This window comes from Salinispira sp., from assembly GCF_059431795.1.
The window spans coordinates 63131-83142 of sequence record NZ_JBXWXS010000014.1 but is presented as its reverse complement, the minus strand read 5'-3'; the positions used below and the strand labels follow the sequence as shown (position 1 = coordinate 83142).

Here is a 20012-nt window from a genome sequence, read left to right as displayed (position 1 = left end):
TGCAGATGTATGATCCAAAACCGACTTCCCGTACGTTTCCTTCCCTTCTGAAATTTCTGACCTTGCCGGTTATGCTGATACTTTGCGCCTCAGCCTGCGAAGTTCAGCAGCCTGAAGAGGGGTCTTTGCGAATTCTCAGCTACAATGTGCAGACGCTGTTCAATGATGTGAATGACGGAGGAGAATTTCCTGAGTTCGTACCCCATCCCCAGGAATGGAACTCGAAAAAGTACCATAACAGATTGCGACGATTATCCAGGGTTCTCCGGGATATGGTTCCCGGCGGACCTGATGTTATCATTCTCCAGGAAATCGAAAATGCTTCGGTGCTCTCCGACTTGAACAACCTGTACCTTAGGGATTTGGGCTACCGGACGGGGTTTTCCGCCTCCTGTGAAACCGCCTCTCCTCTCTCGCTTGCGGTGCTGACCCGTTTAAAGGTCCTGGGCCGCAGGGTCCACGGTGTTCAGATAGGTGCTGAATCCCGTCGGCCCCTCCTGGAAGTATCCCTGGAGCTTCCCAACGGAGGCACACTGATCGTTTTTGCCTTTCACTGGAAAAGCAAGCTGGGAGACCGGGAGGGAGAATCTGCAGAACTCCGCATTGCCGAGTCCCGGCAGCTTTCTTCGGTGATCAGCGCCCGCCGCCGGGAATTTCCCTATGCTGCAATGCTTATCGCCGGAGATGCCAACGAGGATCTTCACGAGGGGTTTTTGGATGCCGAGAGCAGCGGGAGCAGCATCAGGTATTCGGGAGCGCTCTTGCCGGCGGATGTGTTCTCCGGAGCCCGACCTCTGCCAGTTGAAATTGCAGCAGGGGAATTTCAGTTTCCTGACGTGGAAGAAGATGCGGGTACACCGTTGATGCTCGCAGGTGAACAAAGCCTGGGAGATCCCCTTCTGGATGAATACCTATCCAATTTCTCAGACCCTCCGGTTATGTATCATTTTTGGGGCGGGCCCCGGTCGCAGCGGCCCAACACCGGCGGTGAAGTGAAGGGAAGCTATGCCTATCGCGGGCGTTGGGAGCGGATAGATCAGCTTGCTGCAAATGACCTGCTTCTGGAGCGCTCCGGATACTCCCTCCGGGAATTTCAAGTGGGAAATTTATGGTACCTGCTGGACGGTGACGGTGAGCCTGCGGCATACCGGTCCCATAACGGATACGGCTATTCGGACCATCTTCCGCTGCTTCTTGTGCTCAGGGAGTAGGTCCCGCCCAGATACCTCTTTCCTCAAGCTGCTGTTCCGCACGGACCGCCCAGCCTCTGTTGGCGGCAGGGCTTGCAGGGCTTGGGTGGAGAATACCGTGAATCTCAAATTCCGAATCTTTGAAGATCCGGGTAAGGGTGTTCTGGGCGAACTTTCCCACCCCGATAAGGTATTCGGGCTGGAGAATCTCAATAATCTTGGACAGCGACCGGTCGCAGATCCGGAATAAAGCCGTTTTTTCCTCCCGGGGAAGCTTATCAGGGGTACGGTTCCGGCCGCTCTCTTCCATGAACACCAGGGGGCAATAATTAATGACGAAATGCTGCCGAAAGAACGCCTCCGCACCACCGAAGCGCTCTGCCATAAGGCCCCAGAGTCTGTCGCCGCTCACTTCAACACGGCTGCAATTACGCCCCTGGATGGGACGTTTGGGATGTTCGCTCCCGGGTTTCCCTATGTCTCTCCATGCATCGCTGCTGATGTTCATCCAGTCCCGAACCCAGGGGATCGCCCCGAAAGGCACTCCGGTTTGAGCCATTCCCCAGGGGCCGGGGTTCATTCCTAAAAAAACGGCCCTCAGACCTGAGCGGGCGAAGCGTTCCACATATTCCCGGTGAACCGAGTATGCGTACTCCTGGGGATTGTAGACTGTATGTACCGGTTCGCTGAAATTCAGGGAGGCCAGCTCCCTGTTCACACTCTCTGTAACCCTCAGGATATCTGCTGCGGTTGTAGCGTCTGTCATTACCGTCTCCCAATCGTTCTGCGGAATTTACTGCCAAAGATCCATTTGTCCCCCCGGTTCATAGCGGCGCATACAGCTGCCATGAAGATCCCAGTCTGCCGCTGCGTTTATGCTTTCCAGCACCGGGAGAATCTGTTTCTGAATATACCATTGTTTATCGGGGACCGGGAGGGGGAAATTTTCCCCGGAGAGTACGGGACGGGGGCCCTCATCGGTCATCACATAGCGGATTTTCTTCAAAGGCCGCTCGGGTCTAACCGTCTCTTCCGCAATTCGGGCTGCCCTTACATGGGGGGGTGCGCTTTCCCGATATTCGGATGCCGGTTTGCTCAGCCGTCTGCTAATGATTAATTCGTGATATTTGTCTGTATCTCCCATACCGTCAACCGCATCCTGAATGTATTTGTGTACGGTTTCCCGGGAAGCTGCGGAGAAAATCAACATAAGGACATCTTCCTGAATTCTCCGGGCAAGAGCCGTCCAGTCTCTGCGAACCGCTTCCATTCCTTTGATCACCAATCCGGCCTCCGGTGATGGAAACATTTGGGGATTATGGGCTATTCCCGCATAACTCTTAGCCCTCCCCTGGGGGGCGTCCAGTCCGGCGGAATCGAGCATGTCCCGGAACTCCCGGCCGGACACCGATTTCAGAGGGGGGATAAACAGCGGGGCGAATATGGTTTCAAATTCGATCTCCAGACGGCTTTCCAGTCTGTATTCCTTTTGAATGAACTCCCCCAACCGGGAGTTCAGCCACCGGGCGAAGTGGGTTCCCCGGGTTGCAATTTCGGAATCCGGGGTGTCATCCGGGGGAATCAGAAACAGGCTGTCGGTGTCCCCGTACATCACTTCGAAGCCCTGTTCTTCCGCCCGATCCCTGCTCCAGTAAAGGATCTCCCGGGCGAAGCCGGTAATGGCAGTTGAAAGGTCGCTGCCTGCAAAGCGGCATCCGGGGCTTCCCAGGACCCCGTAGAAGGAGTTTGCAAGAATTTTGTAGGCATATGCCGCATTGGCGTCGCCGGCGGCTTTTGCCTTTTCCCTGAATTTATAAAAGCGGTCCAGAAGGGGTGGAAGGATGCCCCCGTTTCTGCTGAATCCCGCTCCGTTAGGGCTGATGATCCAGGGGCCCGAGTCCGGGAGATGGTCGCTCCAGGATGCGTAGCCCCGGGGAAGGGGGGCGCCTGCCGACCGCCACCGGGCATGGGCAAGGGGATCTACACCAAACGTCCTGATGATGGACGGATACAGTCCTTTGAAATCCAGGATCAGAACCCGGGACGCGGTGCCGCTTTTGGGGAATATAATCGTACCCCCGGGACTTTCATTCATTTCCAACCGTTCGCTGTCTTCATCCGCAGCGGCAATTCCCAGTCTGTGCATCCGGCTCATATAGAGTATTTCAAAGGAATGAATGCTGGCCCATGCCCGGGAGAGGCTCGTTCCGCAGAGTCTGCTTCTCTGAAAACTGATTTCCAGGAGTCCGTTGGCGTCCAGAATTTTTAAAACCAGCCGGGCATCCTTCATGCAGTAGCGCACAAATTCCCCGGGATTATTCTCCCAGAGGAGCTCCAGCTCCCTCATTTTAGAGTGACTCTGGAACTCTTCGGTTTTTCCCTCACCCAACAGCCGCTGAGCCACATGTTCCAGGCTGTAGGATTCAAGATGTCCCGGACTCATCCTTTGAAGTTTCATGGCATCTATAACCAGCCGTCCGGGAACATCCGCCATGTCGGGGAAATCCTCCCGTCCGGGGGTAAATTGGGCCGGTTCCCGGGAGCGTCCCAGATCTGCGGGTACTCCCAGTTGTTCCATCCGGCGGAGTATTACTGCCATATCGAAAGAAATTACATTCCAGCCGGTGATAATGTCCGGATCCCTGGCACGCAGATTTTCCCTGAAGCCCGTGAGCAACGCTGCTTCATTTTTATAGGGGAGAATGGTAAAGCCCGGATCATCCCCGGAAGAATTATTGGAAGAATCCCCGGAAGAATTATGTGACAACCGGGACGGCAGTCCCCGGTCCAGCATGAGCACACAATCTTTCCATGGCGTTCCGCTCAACGAAATGCAGAGTACGGAGCCGTCCCTTGTGGTCTCGATGTCCAAAGCAAGGGTCCGAATTTCCGGCAGAGGCAGGGATGAATTCCCCGGGGCGATTCCCGGTTCTGCTTCCGCCTCGGTGGCGGCAGAGGATTCGAGTTGTACATCCTGGAAGCGGATATCCACCCGATCTCCAGAAATGGGGGTGCCCCGGAAATGAAAATAGAGAGGGATTGGATGATCGGTGAGAAATTGCTGGGTTGCGTTAATATCTCCTTCATAACAGGGGATAGATTCGCTTTTCAGTGAGCGGTGCATGGTCTGCAGCTGATGCATGGCGGAAAAGCTGATTTTAAGAAGGGGAGTGCCGGCCATGCTTTCCCATGTTTCATCCAGGTGAAATGTTGGATCCAGACGGAGCTCTGCAGCACGTTCGGCGGCCAGACTTTTCCAGGCTGCGGGAATAAAAAAACGGGGTTGGAACGGCTGGACGATTCCGTAATTCCGGCCGTCCGATAGTCTCCCCTGAAGGAGAATGTGCTCTTTTCCCTGGAGCATCCGGGAGCGGATATATATGAGGCTGGCAAAAAATTGTTCGGGCGTTCTGCTCATGTGGGGGGAGTATATCAGCTTGCATTTATTTCTGCCTTACTTTATAACGGAAACACCATGTCCTGCTGCAACAATCAAACTGAATATTATGACTATCTGCGATCTCTGGGCGGATTTCCCCTTGGATTTAAGGCCTCTGTGAGTTCCTTTACATTTCTCCCCCTGGAGCGGCCCAGTGAAGAACCCTACCGGATGAATATGGCGGCAGTGGCGGCATCAGAACCCTGCCGCTCCTTCGCAGGGGTGTTTACGAAAAATGCCGTACCCGGCGCTCCGGTGCGTATCGGAAGAGAACGGCTGGAAAAAGAATTTATGCGGGGGATTCTGGTGAACAACCGGATTTCGAATGTGGCAGCACGGGGCGGGCGGGCTGCTGCACTTCGTCTTACAGCTGCCGCCGAGTCAATTCTGGGAATTGAATCCGGATCGCTGTTTCCCAGTTCCACGGGAATTATCGGCTGGCAGCTTCCCGAGCAGGAGATGCTTAAGGCTCTCCCCGATTTGCTTGGCCCTCTGAGGAATGACGGCACGCAGATGAATGCCCGAGCTGCCCGGGAGGCAGCGGAGGAAGCGGAGGAAGCGGGAGATGACCGGGCCCGGTCTCCCGAATCCCCCCGATCCCCGGAATCCTCTGACGCACTGCTGAAATTTGCCCGGGCAATTATGACCACCGACAGTTTTCCGAAAATCAGGGTCAGAGAATTGGGCCGGGGAAGGATTGTAGCTGTGGCCAAGGGTGCGGGAATGATCGAACCCAATATGGCAACCATGCTGGGGTTCATTTTTACCGATCTTGATGTGCCAAGGGATGCTTTGCGGGAAATCCTTAAGGACGCGGTGGATGTCAGTTTTAACAGAATATCCGTTGACTCGGATCAGTCCACAAGCGACATGGTGCTGGCTTTCAGTTCGGGAAAATTCGGTGTAGAATTGGAGGACTTCAGAAGAGAGTTCACCGAACTGTGCAGGGATCTGAGTATGGACATTGTCCGTAACGGAGAGGGCACTGCACATGTTATGGATATAGAGGTTTGCGGAAGTGCCGACAGGGATTTGTCCCGGGAAATCGGCAAGGCCGTGGGAAACAGCCCCCTGGTTAAGACTGCTGTATACGGCAATGATCCCAATGTGGGGAGAATATTATCTGCAGTGGGTGACTATCTGGGAAACAAGAATCTTCAGCTGGACGGCAAAAGACTGAGCATTTTTATCGGGGGTGAGATGGTGTTCTCCCAGGGAGTATTCCATCTTGATAAAGAAAAAGAGGAAATTCTCAGCGGATATTTGAAGGAGCGGTCCCAGAATCCACGGGTTACCGGATATCCTCAGCATGACCGCTGTGTTCACATTAAAATAGACCTGGGTGAGTCGGAGCAGCCCGCCGTTTCCGGCGGGGTGCATGTGTATGCCTCGGATTTGGGGCATGAATATGTTCATGAGAATGCCGATTACCGCAGCTGATTCCGGTGAGAGAGGAAAACATGGAAATAAAAGAAAGTGAGCGTTCTGAACTGGAGCTTCAGGTGATGCGCTCCAGAGATCTGATCCGCAAGGCAATGGAAGAGATATCCAATGTGGTTGTGGGCCAGAGTGATATGATCGAAGGAATGTTTCTGGGAATTCTTGCCGGAGGACATGTTCTCTTGGAGGGTGTGCCCGGTCTGGCGAAAACCCTGGCCATAAAAAGTATGGCGGAAGTGGTGGATGCAAGTTTCAAGCGGATTCAGTTTACCCCCGACCTTCTGCCGGCGGATTTGGTGGGAACCATGATATACCGTCAGCAGACCGGAGAATTCGTTCCCCGGAAGGGCCCGGTGTTTTCCAATATTATTCTTGCCGATGAGATCAATCGCGCACCGGCCAAGGTTCAGTCAGCCATGCTCGAAGCCATGGAGGAAAATCAGGTGACCATCGGGGATAACACCTATCCTCTGCCCGAACCATTCTTTGTTCTGGCCACCCAGAATCCCATTGAACAGGAAGGAACCTATCCGCTTCCCGAAGCCCAGTTGGACCGCTTTATTCTGAAACTCACCGTGGATTATCCCACTCCGGAGGAGGAGCTTCAGATTCTCCGGCGGATGGGCAATCCGGAGCATATCAGACTTACCCGGCAGATTATGAAATCTGATATTAAACGGCTGAGGGATAACGCCGCACGTATCACCATGGACGAACGCATAGAGAGCTATATTGTGAATATAGTGGCTGCCAGCAGGCAGAATGATCAGGGACTTAACAGTTTCGCCCGTTTTATTGAATTCGGCGCATCTCCCCGGGCCAGCATTTATCTGTACCGCACCTCCAAGGTGAAGGCTCTCCTTGAAGGACGGAGTTTCGTAGTTCCCGAGGATGTGAAATATGTAGCGCCCATGGTGCTCAGGCACAGGATTAATCTGAGCTATGAAGCGGAAAGTGAAGATATGACCAGCGAGGATGTTATTTCCTACCTGCTTTCTGCGGTGCCGGTACCATGAATGCAGCCCGGCTTTTCGCCAGAGTAAAAAATCTTGAACTGCTCTCATCCAAACTGGTGGAAAGCCTTCTGTCGGGAAACTACCGTTCGGTGTTCAAAGGACCGGGAATAGAATTTTCCGAGGTGCGTGAGTATGTGGAGGGGGATGATCCCCGTCTCATTGACTGGAATGTGACCAGCCGAATGAATCAGGTGTATACCAAGACCTTCCGGGAGGAACGGGAGATTGTGTTGTTTCTCCTGGTTGATCTGTCTGCAAGTGTGTTTTCCGCCGCCGGAAGCCACACGCTCCGGGAAACGGCGGATTTGCTGTTTACCATCTTCACCTTTGCGGCGATTAATAACAACGACCAGGTTGGCGCGGTTTTCTTTACCGAGGAGATTGAGCACTGGGTGAGCCCCATGAAGGGGAGAAAACATGCTCTCCGTCTTATTCAAGACATGATTCGCTACAAGCCGAAAGGAACAGGCTCCAATTTAGGTCTTGCCATTAAGACCACCGGCGAAGCGCTCAAGCGCCGGGGAATCTGTGTGGTTCTCTCGGATTTTAAATCCAGCGGATATTGGCGGGATTTGAGCATCCTGGCGAAGCGCCACGATGTAATTGCCGTCCGCCTGACCAGTCCTGAAGAGGTGGATTTTCCCGCCACCGGTCTTATTAAAATGCAGGACGCGGAAACCGGCAGAACTCTGCTCGGACTGGGCTCAAACAGACGGTTTCGAAAAAAATACCAGGAATATTGGGCTCAGCAGCGCCGGCAGTGGTTCAGGGAATGCCAAAAGCGCGGGGTGAGTCCCATTGAAATTCAGAGCAATGAGGATCCGATTCTCAAGCTGTTTCAGTTCTTCCAGAGGAGAAAACGGCGGCGATGAAAATCCTGAGAGGCATTGCAGTGGGAGCCCTGTTGCTGATCGTATCATTGAGCAGCCTGAATTCCCAGGAATACAGTATTACCCGGACCGTGTTTCTCCCCTCGGTGTATTATGTGGGGGACAGGGTGGAATTGCGCCTCAGTCTCCGCAGTCCCCTCCTGGATGAGATTCAGCTGCCCCAGGATCCCCCCCAGCCTTCCTGGGGGGATATTCACGATATCCGGATCATTGACAGGGGCGATGAGAAAGATATCCGGATCCTTTTTACCAGCTATTATCCGGGTACACGCACCCTTCCTGCCATCAACCTTGGTCCCATAGTGTTGAATGATATTTCCATTTTCGTCACCTCTATTCTGGATACTAACGAGCAGGATCTGGTTCCCAGTCAAAGCCAGATAATTCTGCCCGGAACACAGGTGATTATTATTCTCTGGGCGCTCCTGCTGCTGAGCATCCCTCTGCTCTGGCTTGCCATTTTTAAGTGGGGACGTCAGTATTTGAGTACGCTCATCCAGCGCTACCGGGAGGGGTTGCCGTACCGGCGGCTGGTAAGAAGCCTCAAGGAGCTTACCAGCAATGCGGGAACCATGGACGGAAGAAATTTCTACATTACTCTGCTGGACTTGGTCCGGGTGTATTTAAGCGGCAGAATTCAGGTGGACGCCCGATCCGCCACCACCCGGGAGTTGGAGGCAGCCCTGAATAAAGGGGTTGAAAATCCTGCCGACCGGAATTTCATTATCCGCCTGTTTCACCACGGAGACCTGGTGAAATTTGCTTCCCAGCCTTCCACCCTTAAATCCAGGATGGATCATTTATCTCAGCTTCAGGAAGTACTTGACCATATTGAAAACAGCCGGGGATCGGTTCAGAAAAAAGGGGCTTTCTCCTCTCAACGGGGAAAGGGCAGGACCCGCAGCGCCGCTGGGGAAACAGTTTCCCGCCGGGTAAGAGGGAGGCGCAAGGCATGAATTCCGAACAATGGACGCTGGATCATCCGGAGATGCTGCTTATCTTCCTTTTGCTCATTCCTCTGTATTATATTAGGCATATCTGGAAACAGCGTGGAGGAAAGCTCACCTTTGCATTTTCCAACTGGAAGGGAAAAGGTTTCGGAAATCCTTTCACCCTTCCAAGCCTGGTATATGTGCTGTCCATGGGCCTCTCATGGGCGGGAATAATTCTCACGGTTATTGCCCTTTCGGGGCCGTCCCGGGTGAGCCGGGAAAAAGTCTTCACCTCCCGGGGTATTGATGTGATGTTTGTCATTGATATTTCCCCCTCCATGGCCGCCCAGGATTTTTCCAATAATTCCCGGCTGGAAAGTGCCCAGGAGACCATTCTCCGCTTTATCGACAGGCGGAAAAATGACCCCATGGGGCTTGCCATTTTCGGAAGTCAGGCCGCGCTGAGAGTTCCTCCCACCCTGGATTACGGCTATCTCAAGAATGCAGTGGAAGCGCTCCAGGTGATGGAGTTGGGCGAAGGCACCGCTTTGGGAATGGGCATCGCCCTTGGATCTCTTCACCTCAGGGAGTCCAGCGCACGGGAAAAGGTGATGATACTTCTCACCGACGGTGAAAGCAACGCCGGTGAAATTCAGCCCGAAGCTGCAGCGAATATCGCAGCAGAGGCGGGGGTGCGGGTGTATGTGATCGGTATCGGAAGCGATAAAGAGGTCCTGCTGGAATTCGTGGACCCCCGGAACGGCAAGCCGTACCGTGCGACCTACCGGGGAGAGCTCCAGGAGGATCTTCTCCAGTCAATCGCCCGGAGCACCGGGGGCGAATACTACGCCGTTTCCAATCCGGGAAGTCTGGAAGGGGTTCTGCTGGCCATAGACAGCCTTGAGCGGGTGGAGACCCGGCTGAAAGTGGAGGTCCGGAAAGAGCCGGTTCACCGGCGCTTGATCATCTTGGCGTTTATCTTCCTTTTCAGTGATTACATTATCCGGAAAATGTTTCTCAGGGAGCTGCTATGACCCTCGTGTATCCTTCTGTGCTGCTTTTGCTCCTTGGCATTCCTGTACTTCTTCTCATGCAATTCCGGGAATACAGTATGAACCGGGAAGATCTCCGCCGTATCGGGGGATTCTGGGAGAATGAAGGGGTGCGCTCGGTATTTTTCATCAAGTGGTTTCTCTCTTCCCTGTTTATGATTCTGGCATACACGTTTTTCACCTTCAGTCTCGCCGGTATGAACTGGGGTGAGCAGCCCATTGAGGAGGACCGGGTGGGCCTGGATATCATGTATGTGGTAGATGCATCCTACAGCATGCTGGCGGAAGATATTCCCCCCAGCAGAATAGGAAGGGCCAAAGAGGTAATTCGGGGGCTGAGTGAAAATCTTCCCGGCGCACGCTTCGGACTGGTGGCATTTAAGGGGGATGGGACCGTGCTTCTCCCCGCCACCGAAGATGTGTATGCCCTGGAGAATGCGTTGAATTATCTGAACACCGAAGTTATATCCAGCCCGGGTACCGACCTTGAAGCGGCGTTGAACAGTGCATTGAAGGCGCTTCCTGAGAGTTCAAACAGACACCGGATTATCGTCCTGTTCAGCGATGGTGAGGAATTGTCGGGCAATTTTGTGGATCCCGCTCTTGAAGCGGGCCGTCTTGGAATTTCTGTTTTCACCTACGGTTTGGGCAGCAGGGAAGGATCCACCATTCCCCAGGGCGATAACCGGATAGTCCGGGATCCCCAAGGGAATCCTGTGGTGACCCGGCTGGACAGTACATCTCTTGAAGAGATAGCCCGCCTGAGCCGCGGAAGCTATTTTGAAGCCGCCGGCGGGCTTGGCTCTCTGGATACCCGCATCAAGGAGCTTACCGGCCAGAGGGGAACCGACGGATTCAGGCTGGTGAGCATTACCCGCTACAGGTTTTTCTTAACCCTTGCCCTGCTGTTTTACATCGGTCACATTTTAATCCGGAGGATCAAGCTCAGGGGGTTATTCTAATGGGAAGAGTCATTTGGCGTATTGCACTGCTGTTGGCAGGATTTGCAGGGTTTTCCGCCTGCAACTTCCAGGGGCCGCATATTCCGGTTTTGGCCGGAAACTATGCCTACGGCCGGGGAGACTACCAGGAGGCCACTGTGCAGTACCTGGAGGCTCTGGAGCGGGATGAATACCAGCCATGGGTGAAATATAATCTCGCAAATGTGTATCATTCCCTGGGAGAATTCGATGCGGCATTTGAGCTCTGGGAAGAATCTTTGACAACTGAAGATCTTGAACTGCTGTTCGCAGTAAAATTCAATCAGGGTATTCTCTATTACGAGCAGGGAAAATACGAAGAGGCTTTTGAAAGCTTCAAGGCTGCGTTGTCCTACGATCCCAAACATGTTGGCACCAAGTATAATCTCGAGCTGACCCTGCTGAAGCTCCAGGGAGCCAAGGGAAGCGGCAGCCAGTTCAGACCCCAGCCGGCTTCGGATGAGGAAGGAGAACTGTCAGCAGACAGTATTCGGATGTTTGAATACATCAGGCGAAAGGAAGAACAGTTATGGATACAGCAGCACCAGGACCGGCAGCTTCCGGAGATCAAGGACTGGTGAGCACCAGGATCGCCACTCCAGTACGATTTTTTCTCTTTGCTGTGCTCCTGGGCTTCGGTGTGACCGTCTCCGGAAATGCCCAGAGCCTGGATGATATTTCCGTGTACCTTCAGCAGGAGCCGGTACAGGAAGGAAGCCGCTTCAATCTCTATATTGAAATTCCCCGGGAGTACCAACCGGGATTGCGCATCCAGCGTCCCGAGACTCCTGAAAGAATGCGGTACTACTCGGGGCCCAGCTACGAAAGTTCCTTCTCCGCAGATATCCCCGAAGACCGGATCCGTTACCGATATAATTATGTTGCCGATGTAGCCGGGTATGTGAGCATCCGGCCTTTCACCCTGATCTGGCCGGAACGGAGCCTGGAGACCGCCGAAATCCTGGTTCCGGTTACCGCCGACGGGAATATGGTTCCCCCGGAGTTGGAGTGGAGCCTCCCTCCGGGACCGGTCTTTGAAGGGCAAACCGTGTATATCTCCCTGGATATGCACCGGGCCAAGGAAATTATTTTCCCCGAAAGTCTGCAGGTGGAATCTGCAAGGGATGGTATTCTGGAGGAGGTTACCGGGTTAGGCGAACTTACCAGCTATGAATTCATGAATGAAACATTCAATCGAATCCCCCTGGCCACCTTCCTGTACACCCCTCTGGAAAGTGGAAACCTGAGAATTCCTTCCGCTCAGGTGAGTTTCAGCGGCTACCGCCGCTCAGTTTCCTCCCAGACCATCCAGGTTCAGCCACTGAGAGACAGCCCGAGTATGGAAAATGGGGCAGTTGGACGATTTGAGCTCTCGGTATCATCTCTTCCGGATGAACTGGAAGAGGGGGATGAACTGGTTTTCGAGCTGATTATCAGCGGAGAAGGCAGTCTGGGAGTCCTCCAGATGCCGGAAATTGAGGTTCGAAACGGCACCGTGGAAGGCCGGGATCAGCTCGCCGACTATGAGGCGACGGAAAACGGCTATAGCGGGTCCCGGCGGCAAATTTATAGAATCCGGGCGGACAACCCCGGTGAAACGACCATTGTGGTGCCGGATTTTCAGTGGTTCAACCCCTTCCTTGAGGATTTGCAGCGCAGCGGTGCACGGATCTACCGGATTAGCGTTCGAGAAAAGGAAGTGACGGAAAAACAGCCCAGTTTCGCCCAACTGCGTTTTCCCATTCGCCGTGGACTGGTGGAGAAGCTTCCCATGGATCTTGCTCAGAACTGGATCGGCGCCCTGATGTTTTCTCTGATACCTCCCATTCTTATTATTCAGCGGATCATCGGGAAAAAGCGTTCGGCAATTTCCGCCACAGGAATTCTGGTGTACACCGTCATCTCCCTCAGCATCGCCCTGATTATTCTGGTGAATGCAGATCCCCAGGTGCCGATGTCCCGGCAGCTTGAGTCCTATTTCACTGCAGCCGAACAAGTGGACGACGGGGAGAACCTTCAGGCTCTTCTGCTCAGAGGGCAGAGCCTTCTGGGCGTCCGTCCCCGGGATACCCGTCTTCATTTCGATGTGGCCCGATTGGAACATCTTGCCGGGAATAATGCCCGGGCGGTAATGCTTATGAGAAACGCGGTCAGCCTGGCGCCTCTGGATCCCTTTCTCCGCTCCGCGTTACGCACGCTTCAGCAGGAGCTTCAATTAACCCGGCAATTCAGTATCAACAGAATTCCCCACTGGGATTGGTCTTTGCTGTTGATGTATGTTTCCATTCTGTTCAGTGCCGTGTACCTGGTCCATAAGGATTTTAAGCCCCGCTGGAATGCATCTTTTGTGGTGGGTACCGTTGTGGTAATCATTGTTCTGGCGTTGAGCGCCACCTTGTTTTTTGTATACCGATCCGGTGTTGACAGTCCGGTTGCAGTGATCAAGGAAGGGGGGGTAATGCTGAAAAAAATCCCCGATAGGGAAGCCGAGAACTGGATTTTTCTACCCGAGGGTACCACCGTTTCCCCCGGAGTCTCCGCCTCGGGCTTTATCCAGATCCGTACTGCATACGGGATTGAAGCCTGGATTGCCGATCAGCGGGCATACCTTCCGCCGACAGGTGATGAAACTTCTGCTTCCTCGGTGAACGGTAATGGGGAAGGTCAGGGGGCCGGAAATGACTGACTTTGGTAAAATTCTTGAAGAATGGGACGGGATGCGTTCCCGGGGCAGGTCTGAGAGTGAATCATCTTCGGAATTTGAACGGATGTTGGAGAAATATCTGGAAACAGATGACCTCAGCAGCCGGAAAACCGAAACGGAAGAGAGGCTGCACAGCGGGGTAAACCCCAAAAATTTAAAAATTGAGGGGACTATTGATCTTCATGGTATGGTTTCCCAAGGGGCTGAATTGACGTTGCAGCGGTTTATCGATGAATCCTACCGCCGTGGATGGAAGAAGATTCTTATCATCCACGGCAAAGGAAATCATAGTAAGAATGGCCCGGTTCTCAGGGATACGGTGATGCAGGTTGTGCGAGAGCATCCACATGCAGGGCGGCATGGGGTGCCCGGAAGGTCATTAGGTGGAAGCGGTGCTCTTTGGCTGATAATCAAATGATCCCGATGGTCTCAACTGCCCAATCTTTTGCACTGACTGAATGATGGGCGACCCTGCTGGCTGCACTGAGACTGGGTAAAAATGCTTAGCGTTCGCGGTAGATAATCCGTCCCCTGGTAAGATCGTACGGGGAAAGTGCAACCTTGACCCGGTCTCCGGGAACGATTCGGATATAATGCTTCCGCATTTTTCCGGAAAGATGTGTGAGAATGACATGACCGTTTTTCAGCTCCACACGGAACATGGTATTGGGTAGAGCTTCTTTAACGATACCTTCTACTTCTATTGCCTCTTCTTTTGCCACATATACTCCAAATATATAGTTGATACTGCCTCCGTATTCGGAGGTTCAGATGTGCATAATAAAAAATTGGTTTTTTTTTGTCAACTTGTTGACTTTTCCCTTGCTTTCAGGCATTTTATCGCAAATTTTAATAAGAACCCCCGTTCTTGAGGAGTTCTCCATGGATAGAGAATTCGTAGACAGGATGAAAGACAAGCTTCTTCAGATGAAGAGCGAAATCATCCAAAACCTCATTCACGAGGATGAGGATTTTCTCGAACTTGCCTCGTCTAACGACAAAAAGGACTTGGTGGATGCCGCCAGTTCAGATATCGATAAAAAACTGCTCAGCACCCTTTCCGCCCAGGAAGTGAAGCGATTAAATCTCATTGAAGCCGCTCTTTCCAGAATCGAAAACGGAAAATACGGATATTGTCTCAAAACCGGGAAACCGATCCCTGCTGAACGTCTGGAGGCAATCCCATATGCTCTCTATACCATAGAATATCAAAATGAGCTGGAACGGAGGAACCGCTGAGTTCTTCCGAACTGTAATTTCCGGGAATGCCGGCCCTCTACAATGTGAGTACTGTGTGGTGGGTATTTCTTTGGCATGCATATAAATCTCTCATACATTCTCCTGTTTTGCCGAAAAGGTAAGCAGGAGGAACGTAATGGACTTGAGTGCAGCCAACCTCAATCTACACAATCAGCAACACCTTCCTGCGACCACCATACCCCTATCTCAAATGTTGAGACCCAGAACAGTTGGGGGGAAGGTTGCGGTGAACGTTCGTGACTTTTCCGTGTATGCCCAATTCAAGCACATTACCGTATCGCCTTCTCCGGACAATGCCAGCGGGTATTCCTCTTCCCGTCTGCGGGTTCTTGATACCCTGATTGATCGTCTGGTACAGATGAAAGAGCGCTCCATGGATCAGGATTCCGAGAAAGATGTGAGCGGTTTGAGTGCCGAAGCCATTGATGCAATGATACGGGAATATGCTCAGAAATACCGCAACATTCAACGTACGGGAATTGAAGGGATTTCACAGGATCTGGGAGCAAATTTCGGAGTACACGACAGCCAAAACGCACTTCTTCTGAATATGACCGCCTGAGTACTTCCTTCCATCTCGAAACAATTATGTACTGCCAACCCCTCTCTCAGAATTGCATCCAGGGGGAAGCCCGGGATTGCAAGGTCTAAGAGAAGTTTTAAATCATGCCGTGATTGGTTTTGAACCTGTCGTCCCGGATTTCCCGTTCCAGGGAAGAAAGGGGGCCGTGTCCGGGATAGATCCGCGTTTCCGGTGGAAGCTGAAATATCTTTGAATTCAGTACTTCCAGAAGATCATCCTTATTGCTGCTGGTATAATCTGTTCTTCCCAGGGCATCAAAAAATAGCGAGTCTCCGGTGAATAGAGCCGAGTTGCTTTCTGAATAGAAACACACGCTTCCTTCGGTATGACCGGGGGTGTGAATAACGTGTAAATCCGATTCAGGCAGGCTGTCGCCTTCTGTAAAAAAGAAATCCGCCTGAGGGCGGGGCTTATAAAGCTGAATAAAAACCTCATCCGCCTCTTGGTTGTTTTCAGGGAGAAGCCTACGGTTGAGATCTTCACCGTTTAATCCAAGATAATCCGAATCGGATGAATGAATGCCCACCTGTATCTCGACGCCTTTTTCCCTGTAATGCTCGATGATTTCCAGCGCGCCTGCGGTGTGGTCAATATGACCGTGGGTGAATACAATAGTGTGGGGAGTGAGGTTGATCCGTTCCATGCTTTGCCAGATCATTTCCGCATCCACACCGGGATCGATGAGAAGGCAGGATTTTCTTCCAGTGGAAACTACGAAGCTGTTTGTGTGCAGCGGGCCTGTTATTATCCGTTCTACCATATAGTATATAGAATAGACATTCATCCTTTGGGAGGCAAGCAAATCATGAACATCTATGTGTCTGCAATGCTGATAGCCTTGGTTTTCTTCGGAATCCTGCCGTTTCTCGGCGCATTTCATACCAGAAGCCGCTGGCGACGTTTCAGGCAATCGGTTATTGAATCCTCCTCGGTCCCGGTGTATCCCGCCAACGGCAGGGATTCCCGGACCAGACGTTTTTTCGGAAGTTTGGACGCCATAGAGGATGAAAATATTATTTGGCTCAGCGACGGGAAGCACCGTGTCCGGGTGGATCTTTCCACCCCCCATATTTTTGTGCTCCCGGGGCATGATTTGAATACCGAGGATCTTCAGAGGAGCGATGCTTCTCCGGTGTATACCACATGGAAGAATCTCAGCAGTCTTCCGGAAGGGACGCGGTTCTTCGTGTACGGCACGGTGGATGAATCTTCATTGGTTCCCCTCTTTCACCCCGATCCCGAATGCCGGATGCTGGTGATTGTTCATGATGTGGATACCGAACAGGTACTTTCCAGGTCAATTCAGACGGGACGGCAGCGCAATGAGTTCTGGAACAGCATTACTCCCTTTTCAATGCTCTCCGGGGTGATGTTGGAATTGATGCTTCTCTTACGGGTCCTTCAGCAGAATGCCGACGATTTCCGGCTGATGTTTCTGGTTCCTCTTGCCCTTCTTCCGGGGCTGATCCTTGCTCCGCCGGGGATTTTTTTCTACTTTCTGTACCGTAATCAGTGGCGGGTTGGAAGAAATTTTCGTTCCCAACGGGATCTGCTGCGCCTGCCGCTCAGGTATCCCGAAGGCATGCTGCCCGATGGAAGCCGCTATGTGAAAACGATTTGCTCCGCCGAGAGACGGGAAATGGTGAATGATCCGAGGTTTAGACTGGGCAACAGCATATTCCGGGGAGGAGATGAGGAACGGCTGTGGTGTTTCTATCCTGAGGATAGTAACGATCCCTTTGCAGAATGGCTGGCAATTCAGGGCGACCCGGAGGTACTGGCAGACCAATGTCACCGAAAAGCACTGTTCCATGAATGGGCGGCATTGTTTTTCTTCGCGTTGGGTATGGCATTGAATTTTTCTTTGGTGGTGTTGATGTTTCTGCTGTTTTTTTATTAATCGGGCTGCTCAACCCGGCTCAGGAGGAGCTCCCGGTCGGATTGAGCAGTGATGGATTGTATTGAGTCCCGTTTACACAGGGAGAGAGGCAAGGCCTCAGTTTTTCTTTTTCGCGTAGTTCACATTCAATGTGCGGCCGCGGTATTCAATCCCGTTGAGCACGGAAATTACCTCGTCGGTTTTGTCTTTATTGATATCCGCGAAGGAATAGTTATCGAGAATTTTAATATTGCCGATATCTTCCCGCTGGAGACCGGTTTTATCCAGAACCAGGCCCACAATGTCCCGGGGGTACACCCTGCGGGTTCTGCCGATACCGATAAACACAGAGGTCATGTTTGCATTGGATTCCCGACGGCGTTTGGAGGGGCGCTTGCCTCCGCCGTTAAAATACTTCAGCATATATGCTGCCACATAGGCTCTCTTGAATACTGATACTTTCTTCTTGAAGACTTTACGGAATTCATCCAATTCCTGGGGGTCTTCGTTTTCGTGTATTTCCTTCAAAATACTGTCCAGCTGATCGGAAAGCTGTTCTTCATTAACTTGATAATCACGTTTTGCCATAATCATCTCCTGTTGTTGGTTTAACCACTGCTGAAGCGTGCGGGTAGCGGGTCTGCGCAGATACGGCATAATGCCGTAATGATTTTCGTGCAGTTCAGGGGAGAATATCGTTGTGATACTGCGGTTTCCGGTTTTGGTGAGAATAAATTCCACATCATTCCAAAAACTGTCTTCCTGATATGCTTCGATAATAATTAGCAGACCGATGTTATCGGGAACAATGTCCTCCCGTCGTATGAGGTCGATCATTGAAGCAGCTGCTCCTATAATCAACTCCGGGCTGGACCTGTGGCTTTGAAAAGCCTTGGCATTGTCGGCGGCAGGTAATGTCTGCCAGGCCGGCTCACGATCCGCAGTCAATGGAAATAAGCGGTCGATCTCTGTTTCCCGTTGCACAACAATCAGACCCTGGGGTGCTTCAGCATGTTTTCTCTGTTCTGATTTCTGCAACGCAGATGTACAGAACTGTATGATGGCATGATGGGGGATCCGGTCATGATATGTAATTATGTGATCCCGGGCTGAAAATAACATACTGGTTTGTGTGTGACGCTTTCTATGGTTCTCTGTCTGATCCTCCTTCTAAAAAAATAGCGAAAAAACTGATGCTCAGACTATTCCGCTGTATCTTATGTAACAATAGCTTTGCCGATTTTCTTTGTCAAGAAATGGGTGGTTGTACCGATACAATAATGGGAAGGTGTACTCATATGATCAGTCTGAATCGCAGATATCCGGTTCTCTTTTTCATGTTTCTCGTCCTTGCTGTGGGGATGACAGATGCCGAAACGTTCCGTTATCGCTTCCGGGACGGAGAACGCTACCGCATACTTTCTCAAATCGATCAAAACGTCTATCTGAATGGAGCTTTTCAGCACAGTGCGGAGCTGCTCAACCGCATACAGGTTGAGGTATTGGAGACCCGGGGTGATTCGGGGCGGGAGCAGGTGTACTATCAGCATTCCGTGGAAGCTCGGCGCAACAGCACAGACGCATACCAGCTGGACAGGGAGTATTCCGCCGAGTTCTGGCGTAACTCCCTGGGAAAATATGATATTTCTGACGAGTACTTTGTACCCACGGTACGGGATGTGCCCATGTTTCCCGATCGGGATGTACAGCCGGGAGAGACCTGGTCTGCACCGGGGTATGAGGTGCACGATCTTCGCCAGGGCTTTAATATCCGGGAGGTGTTCTCGTTTCCCATGCCCGTGAGTTATGAGTACCGCGGACCGGTAACCATGGATGGGAAAGAGCTTCATCATATTGTGATCCGCTACAATATTTTTCACCGGAAGAGTATCCCCCCGGGGAACCCCTTGTATCCTTATCTTATTACCGGATACTCGGATCAGAACCTGTATTTCGATAATATTCTGGGCCGTCCCCACTCATATGAAGAAGACTATGAAATAATGCTTCATCTGAGCGACGGCAGCACTGTCACCTACGAGGGCAGCGCATCTGCCGAGGTAATTGAAAGTCCTGAACTGGATCGGGATGCTTTGAAAGATGACCTGAGGCAGAGACTGAGCGATCTGGGGGTTGAGGACAGTTCGGTACGGGATGATGAGGACGGGGTAACCATATCCCTGGAAAACATTCAGTTTCCGCCGGATTCCTCCAGGCTTGTGGCCTCAGAGCAGGCAAAGATCAGGAAAATTGCAGAGATTCTCTCAGCTTACCCCAACCGGGATATTCTCGTCAGCGGCCATACCGCTCTTGCGGGTACAGAAGCTGGGCGGCAGCGGCTCAGTGAACAGCGGGCAGCAGCGGTGGTGGAATACCTTATTGATCTCGGGGCCCGGGACCGAAGCCGTATCATGTTCCAGGGCTTCGGCGCAACCAGACCTGTTGCGGATAACGACACTCCCGCGGGAATGAGGCGCAACCGACGGGTGGAAATTACTATTTTGGAAAACTGATTCCCATGCCTCCGGCCCGAAATAGCGGTCCGCCGGTCCTGAAGAAGCAGTCCGACGCCCCCGAAGAAGCGGTCCGGCATCCCCGAAAAAATCATCCAGAGCGCTGCATAAAGTGCGTTTTCCCCTCAATGAGC

General features: G+C 52.3%; 19 protein-coding genes. 14 read left to right on the top strand and 5 right to left on the bottom strand.

The features are described from left to right. Positions 1 to 5 precede the first annotated feature (5 nt). A complete protein-coding gene (locus AC52PS_RS05420; RefSeq protein WP_495562024.1) occupies positions 6 to 1211 on the top strand; it encodes an endonuclease/exonuclease/phosphatase family protein in 1206 nt (401 codons plus the stop codon). On the opposite strand, the gene AC52PS_RS05415 is transcribed toward AC52PS_RS05420, so the two are convergent. Then, positions 1201 to 1956, bottom strand: a complete 756-nt coding sequence (locus AC52PS_RS05415) for a uracil-DNA glycosylase family protein (protein ID WP_495562023.1) — start codon at positions 1954 to 1956, stop codon at positions 1201 to 1203. The genes AC52PS_RS05420 and AC52PS_RS05415 overlap by 11 nt on opposite strands. Before the next feature lie 27 nt (positions 1957 to 1983). Then, on the bottom strand, positions 1984 to 4608 hold the full coding sequence (locus AC52PS_RS05410) for a DNA polymerase domain-containing protein (RefSeq protein ID WP_495562022.1): 2625 nt from the start codon (positions 4606 to 4608) through the stop codon (positions 1984 to 1986). Between the two features lie 57 nt (positions 4609 to 4665). On the opposite strand from AC52PS_RS05410, the gene AC52PS_RS05405 reads away from it, so the two are divergent. From AC52PS_RS05405 to AC52PS_RS05365, 9 genes are read left to right on the top strand one after another with little or no spacing between them, the layout of a single operon-like run. Further along, a complete protein-coding gene (locus AC52PS_RS05405; protein WP_495562021.1) occupies positions 4666 to 6069 on the top strand; it encodes a bifunctional ornithine acetyltransferase/N-acetylglutamate synthase in 1404 nt (467 codons plus the stop codon). A gap of 20 nt (positions 6070 to 6089) precedes the next feature. Next, entirely contained in the window at positions 6090 to 7085 is a 996-nt protein-coding gene (locus tag AC52PS_RS05400) for an AAA family ATPase (protein WP_495562020.1), read from the top strand. After that, on the top strand, positions 7082 to 7957 hold the full coding sequence (locus tag AC52PS_RS05395) for a DUF58 domain-containing protein (RefSeq protein WP_024269084.1): 876 nt from the start codon (positions 7082 to 7084) through the stop codon (positions 7955 to 7957). The genes AC52PS_RS05400 and AC52PS_RS05395 overlap by 4 nt, the downstream gene beginning before the upstream one ends. Further along, on the top strand, positions 7954 to 8931 hold the full coding sequence (locus AC52PS_RS05390; protein WP_495562019.1) for a hypothetical protein: 978 nt from the start codon (positions 7954 to 7956) through the stop codon (positions 8929 to 8931). The genes AC52PS_RS05395 and AC52PS_RS05390 overlap by 4 nt, the downstream gene beginning before the upstream one ends. Further along, positions 8928 to 9941, top strand: a complete 1014-nt coding sequence (locus tag AC52PS_RS05385; protein WP_495562018.1) for a VWA domain-containing protein — start codon at positions 8928 to 8930, stop codon at positions 9939 to 9941. The genes AC52PS_RS05390 and AC52PS_RS05385 overlap by 4 nt, the downstream gene beginning before the upstream one ends. Next, positions 9938 to 10921, top strand: coding sequence for a vWA domain-containing protein (locus AC52PS_RS05380; protein ID WP_495562017.1), 984 nt, complete (start codon positions 9938 to 9940; stop codon positions 10919 to 10921). The genes AC52PS_RS05385 and AC52PS_RS05380 overlap by 4 nt, the downstream gene beginning before the upstream one ends. After that, positions 10921 to 11520: a tetratricopeptide repeat protein gene (locus AC52PS_RS05375; RefSeq protein ID WP_495562016.1), complete on the top strand. Its 600-nt coding sequence runs from the start codon at positions 10921 to 10923 to the stop codon at positions 11518 to 11520. Before AC52PS_RS05380 ends, AC52PS_RS05375 begins: the two co-directional genes overlap by 1 nt. After that, the gene (locus tag AC52PS_RS05370; protein ID WP_495562015.1) at positions 11469 to 13625 is read left to right on the top strand and encodes a hypothetical protein; all 2157 of its coding nucleotides are present in this window, start codon (positions 11469 to 11471) and stop codon (positions 13623 to 13625) included. The genes AC52PS_RS05375 and AC52PS_RS05370 overlap by 52 nt, the downstream gene beginning before the upstream one ends. Beyond that, positions 13618 to 14061 (top strand): Smr/MutS family protein, encoded by a 444-nt coding sequence (locus tag AC52PS_RS05365; RefSeq protein WP_495562014.1) that lies wholly within the window; start codon positions 13618 to 13620, stop codon positions 14059 to 14061. Before AC52PS_RS05370 ends, AC52PS_RS05365 begins: the two co-directional genes overlap by 8 nt. Positions 14062 to 14146: 85 nt before the next feature. On the opposite strand, the gene infA is transcribed toward AC52PS_RS05365, so the two are convergent. Continuing rightward, positions 14147 to 14365 (bottom strand): translation initiation factor IF-1, encoded by a 219-nt coding sequence (gene infA / locus AC52PS_RS05360; protein WP_024269076.1) that lies wholly within the window; start codon positions 14363 to 14365, stop codon positions 14147 to 14149. A gap of 160 nt (positions 14366 to 14525) precedes the next feature. Here infA and AC52PS_RS05355 point away from each other — a divergent pair, with 160 nt between their 5' ends. Both AC52PS_RS05355 and AC52PS_RS05350 read left to right on the top strand, forming a co-directional pair. After that, on the top strand, positions 14526 to 14882 hold the full coding sequence (locus tag AC52PS_RS05355; protein ID WP_495562013.1) for a TraR/DksA family transcriptional regulator: 357 nt from the start codon (positions 14526 to 14528) through the stop codon (positions 14880 to 14882). 136 nt (positions 14883 to 15018) lie between these two features. Next, on the top strand, positions 15019 to 15465 hold the full coding sequence (locus AC52PS_RS05350; protein WP_495562012.1) for a hypothetical protein: 447 nt from the start codon (positions 15019 to 15021) through the stop codon (positions 15463 to 15465). A 97-nt stretch (positions 15466 to 15562) separates the two neighbouring features. Here the strand turns inward: AC52PS_RS05350 and AC52PS_RS05345 are convergent, their stop codons facing one another. Further along, a complete protein-coding gene (locus tag AC52PS_RS05345; protein ID WP_495562011.1) occupies positions 15563 to 16246 on the bottom strand; it encodes an MBL fold metallo-hydrolase in 684 nt (227 codons plus the stop codon). 45 nt (positions 16247 to 16291) lie between these two features. Between AC52PS_RS05345 and AC52PS_RS05340 the strand changes: the two genes are divergently transcribed. Further along, complete coding sequence (locus AC52PS_RS05340) at positions 16292 to 17386, top strand: hypothetical protein (RefSeq protein WP_495562010.1); 1095 nt, start codon at positions 16292 to 16294, stop codon at positions 17384 to 17386. Positions 17387 to 17482: 96 nt separating this feature from the next. On the opposite strand, the gene AC52PS_RS05335 is transcribed toward AC52PS_RS05340, so the two are convergent. Beyond that, complete coding sequence (locus AC52PS_RS05335; protein WP_495562009.1) at positions 17483 to 18403, bottom strand: DbpA RNA binding domain-containing protein; 921 nt, start codon at positions 18401 to 18403, stop codon at positions 17483 to 17485. Between the two features lie 260 nt (positions 18404 to 18663). Here AC52PS_RS05335 and AC52PS_RS05330 point away from each other — a divergent pair, with 260 nt between their 5' ends. Beyond that, complete coding sequence (locus tag AC52PS_RS05330) at positions 18664 to 19878, top strand: OmpA family protein (RefSeq protein WP_495562008.1); 1215 nt, start codon at positions 18664 to 18666, stop codon at positions 19876 to 19878. Positions 19879 to 20012 lie beyond the last annotated feature (134 nt).

Coding starts and splice junctions, on each gene's coding strand:
- AC52PS_RS05420 (WP_495562024.1), top strand. CDS start 6: ATGTATGATCCAAAACCGACTTCCCGTACGTTTCCTTCCCTTCTGAAA.
- AC52PS_RS05415 (WP_495562023.1), bottom strand. CDS start 1,956: ATGACAGACGCTACAACCGCAGCAGATATCCTGAGGGTTACAGAGAGT.
- AC52PS_RS05410 (WP_495562022.1), bottom strand. CDS start 4,608: ATGAGCAGAACGCCCGAACAATTTTTTGCCAGCCTCATATATATCCGC.
- AC52PS_RS05405 (WP_495562021.1), top strand. CDS start 4,666: ATGTCCTGCTGCAACAATCAAACTGAATATTATGACTATCTGCGATCT.
- AC52PS_RS05400 (WP_495562020.1), top strand. CDS start 6,090: ATGGAAATAAAAGAAAGTGAGCGTTCTGAACTGGAGCTTCAGGTGATG.
- AC52PS_RS05395 (WP_024269084.1), top strand. CDS start 7,082: ATGAATGCAGCCCGGCTTTTCGCCAGAGTAAAAAATCTTGAACTGCTC.
- AC52PS_RS05390 (WP_495562019.1), top strand. CDS start 7,954: ATGAAAATCCTGAGAGGCATTGCAGTGGGAGCCCTGTTGCTGATCGTA.
- AC52PS_RS05385 (WP_495562018.1), top strand. CDS start 8,928: ATGAATTCCGAACAATGGACGCTGGATCATCCGGAGATGCTGCTTATC.
- AC52PS_RS05380 (WP_495562017.1), top strand. CDS start 9,938: ATGACCCTCGTGTATCCTTCTGTGCTGCTTTTGCTCCTTGGCATTCCT.
- AC52PS_RS05375 (WP_495562016.1), top strand. CDS start 10,921: ATGGGAAGAGTCATTTGGCGTATTGCACTGCTGTTGGCAGGATTTGCA.
- AC52PS_RS05370 (WP_495562015.1), top strand. CDS start 11,469: ATGGATACAGCAGCACCAGGACCGGCAGCTTCCGGAGATCAAGGACTG.
- AC52PS_RS05365 (WP_495562014.1), top strand. CDS start 13,618: ATGACTGACTTTGGTAAAATTCTTGAAGAATGGGACGGGATGCGTTCC.
- AC52PS_RS05355 (WP_495562013.1), top strand. CDS start 14,526: ATGGATAGAGAATTCGTAGACAGGATGAAAGACAAGCTTCTTCAGATG.
- AC52PS_RS05350 (WP_495562012.1), top strand. CDS start 15,019: ATGGACTTGAGTGCAGCCAACCTCAATCTACACAATCAGCAACACCTT.
- AC52PS_RS05345 (WP_495562011.1), bottom strand. CDS start 16,246: ATGGTAGAACGGATAATAACAGGCCCGCTGCACACAAACAGCTTCGTA.
- AC52PS_RS05340 (WP_495562010.1), top strand. CDS start 16,292: ATGAACATCTATGTGTCTGCAATGCTGATAGCCTTGGTTTTCTTCGGA.
- AC52PS_RS05330 (WP_495562008.1), top strand. CDS start 18,664: ATGATCAGTCTGAATCGCAGATATCCGGTTCTCTTTTTCATGTTTCTC.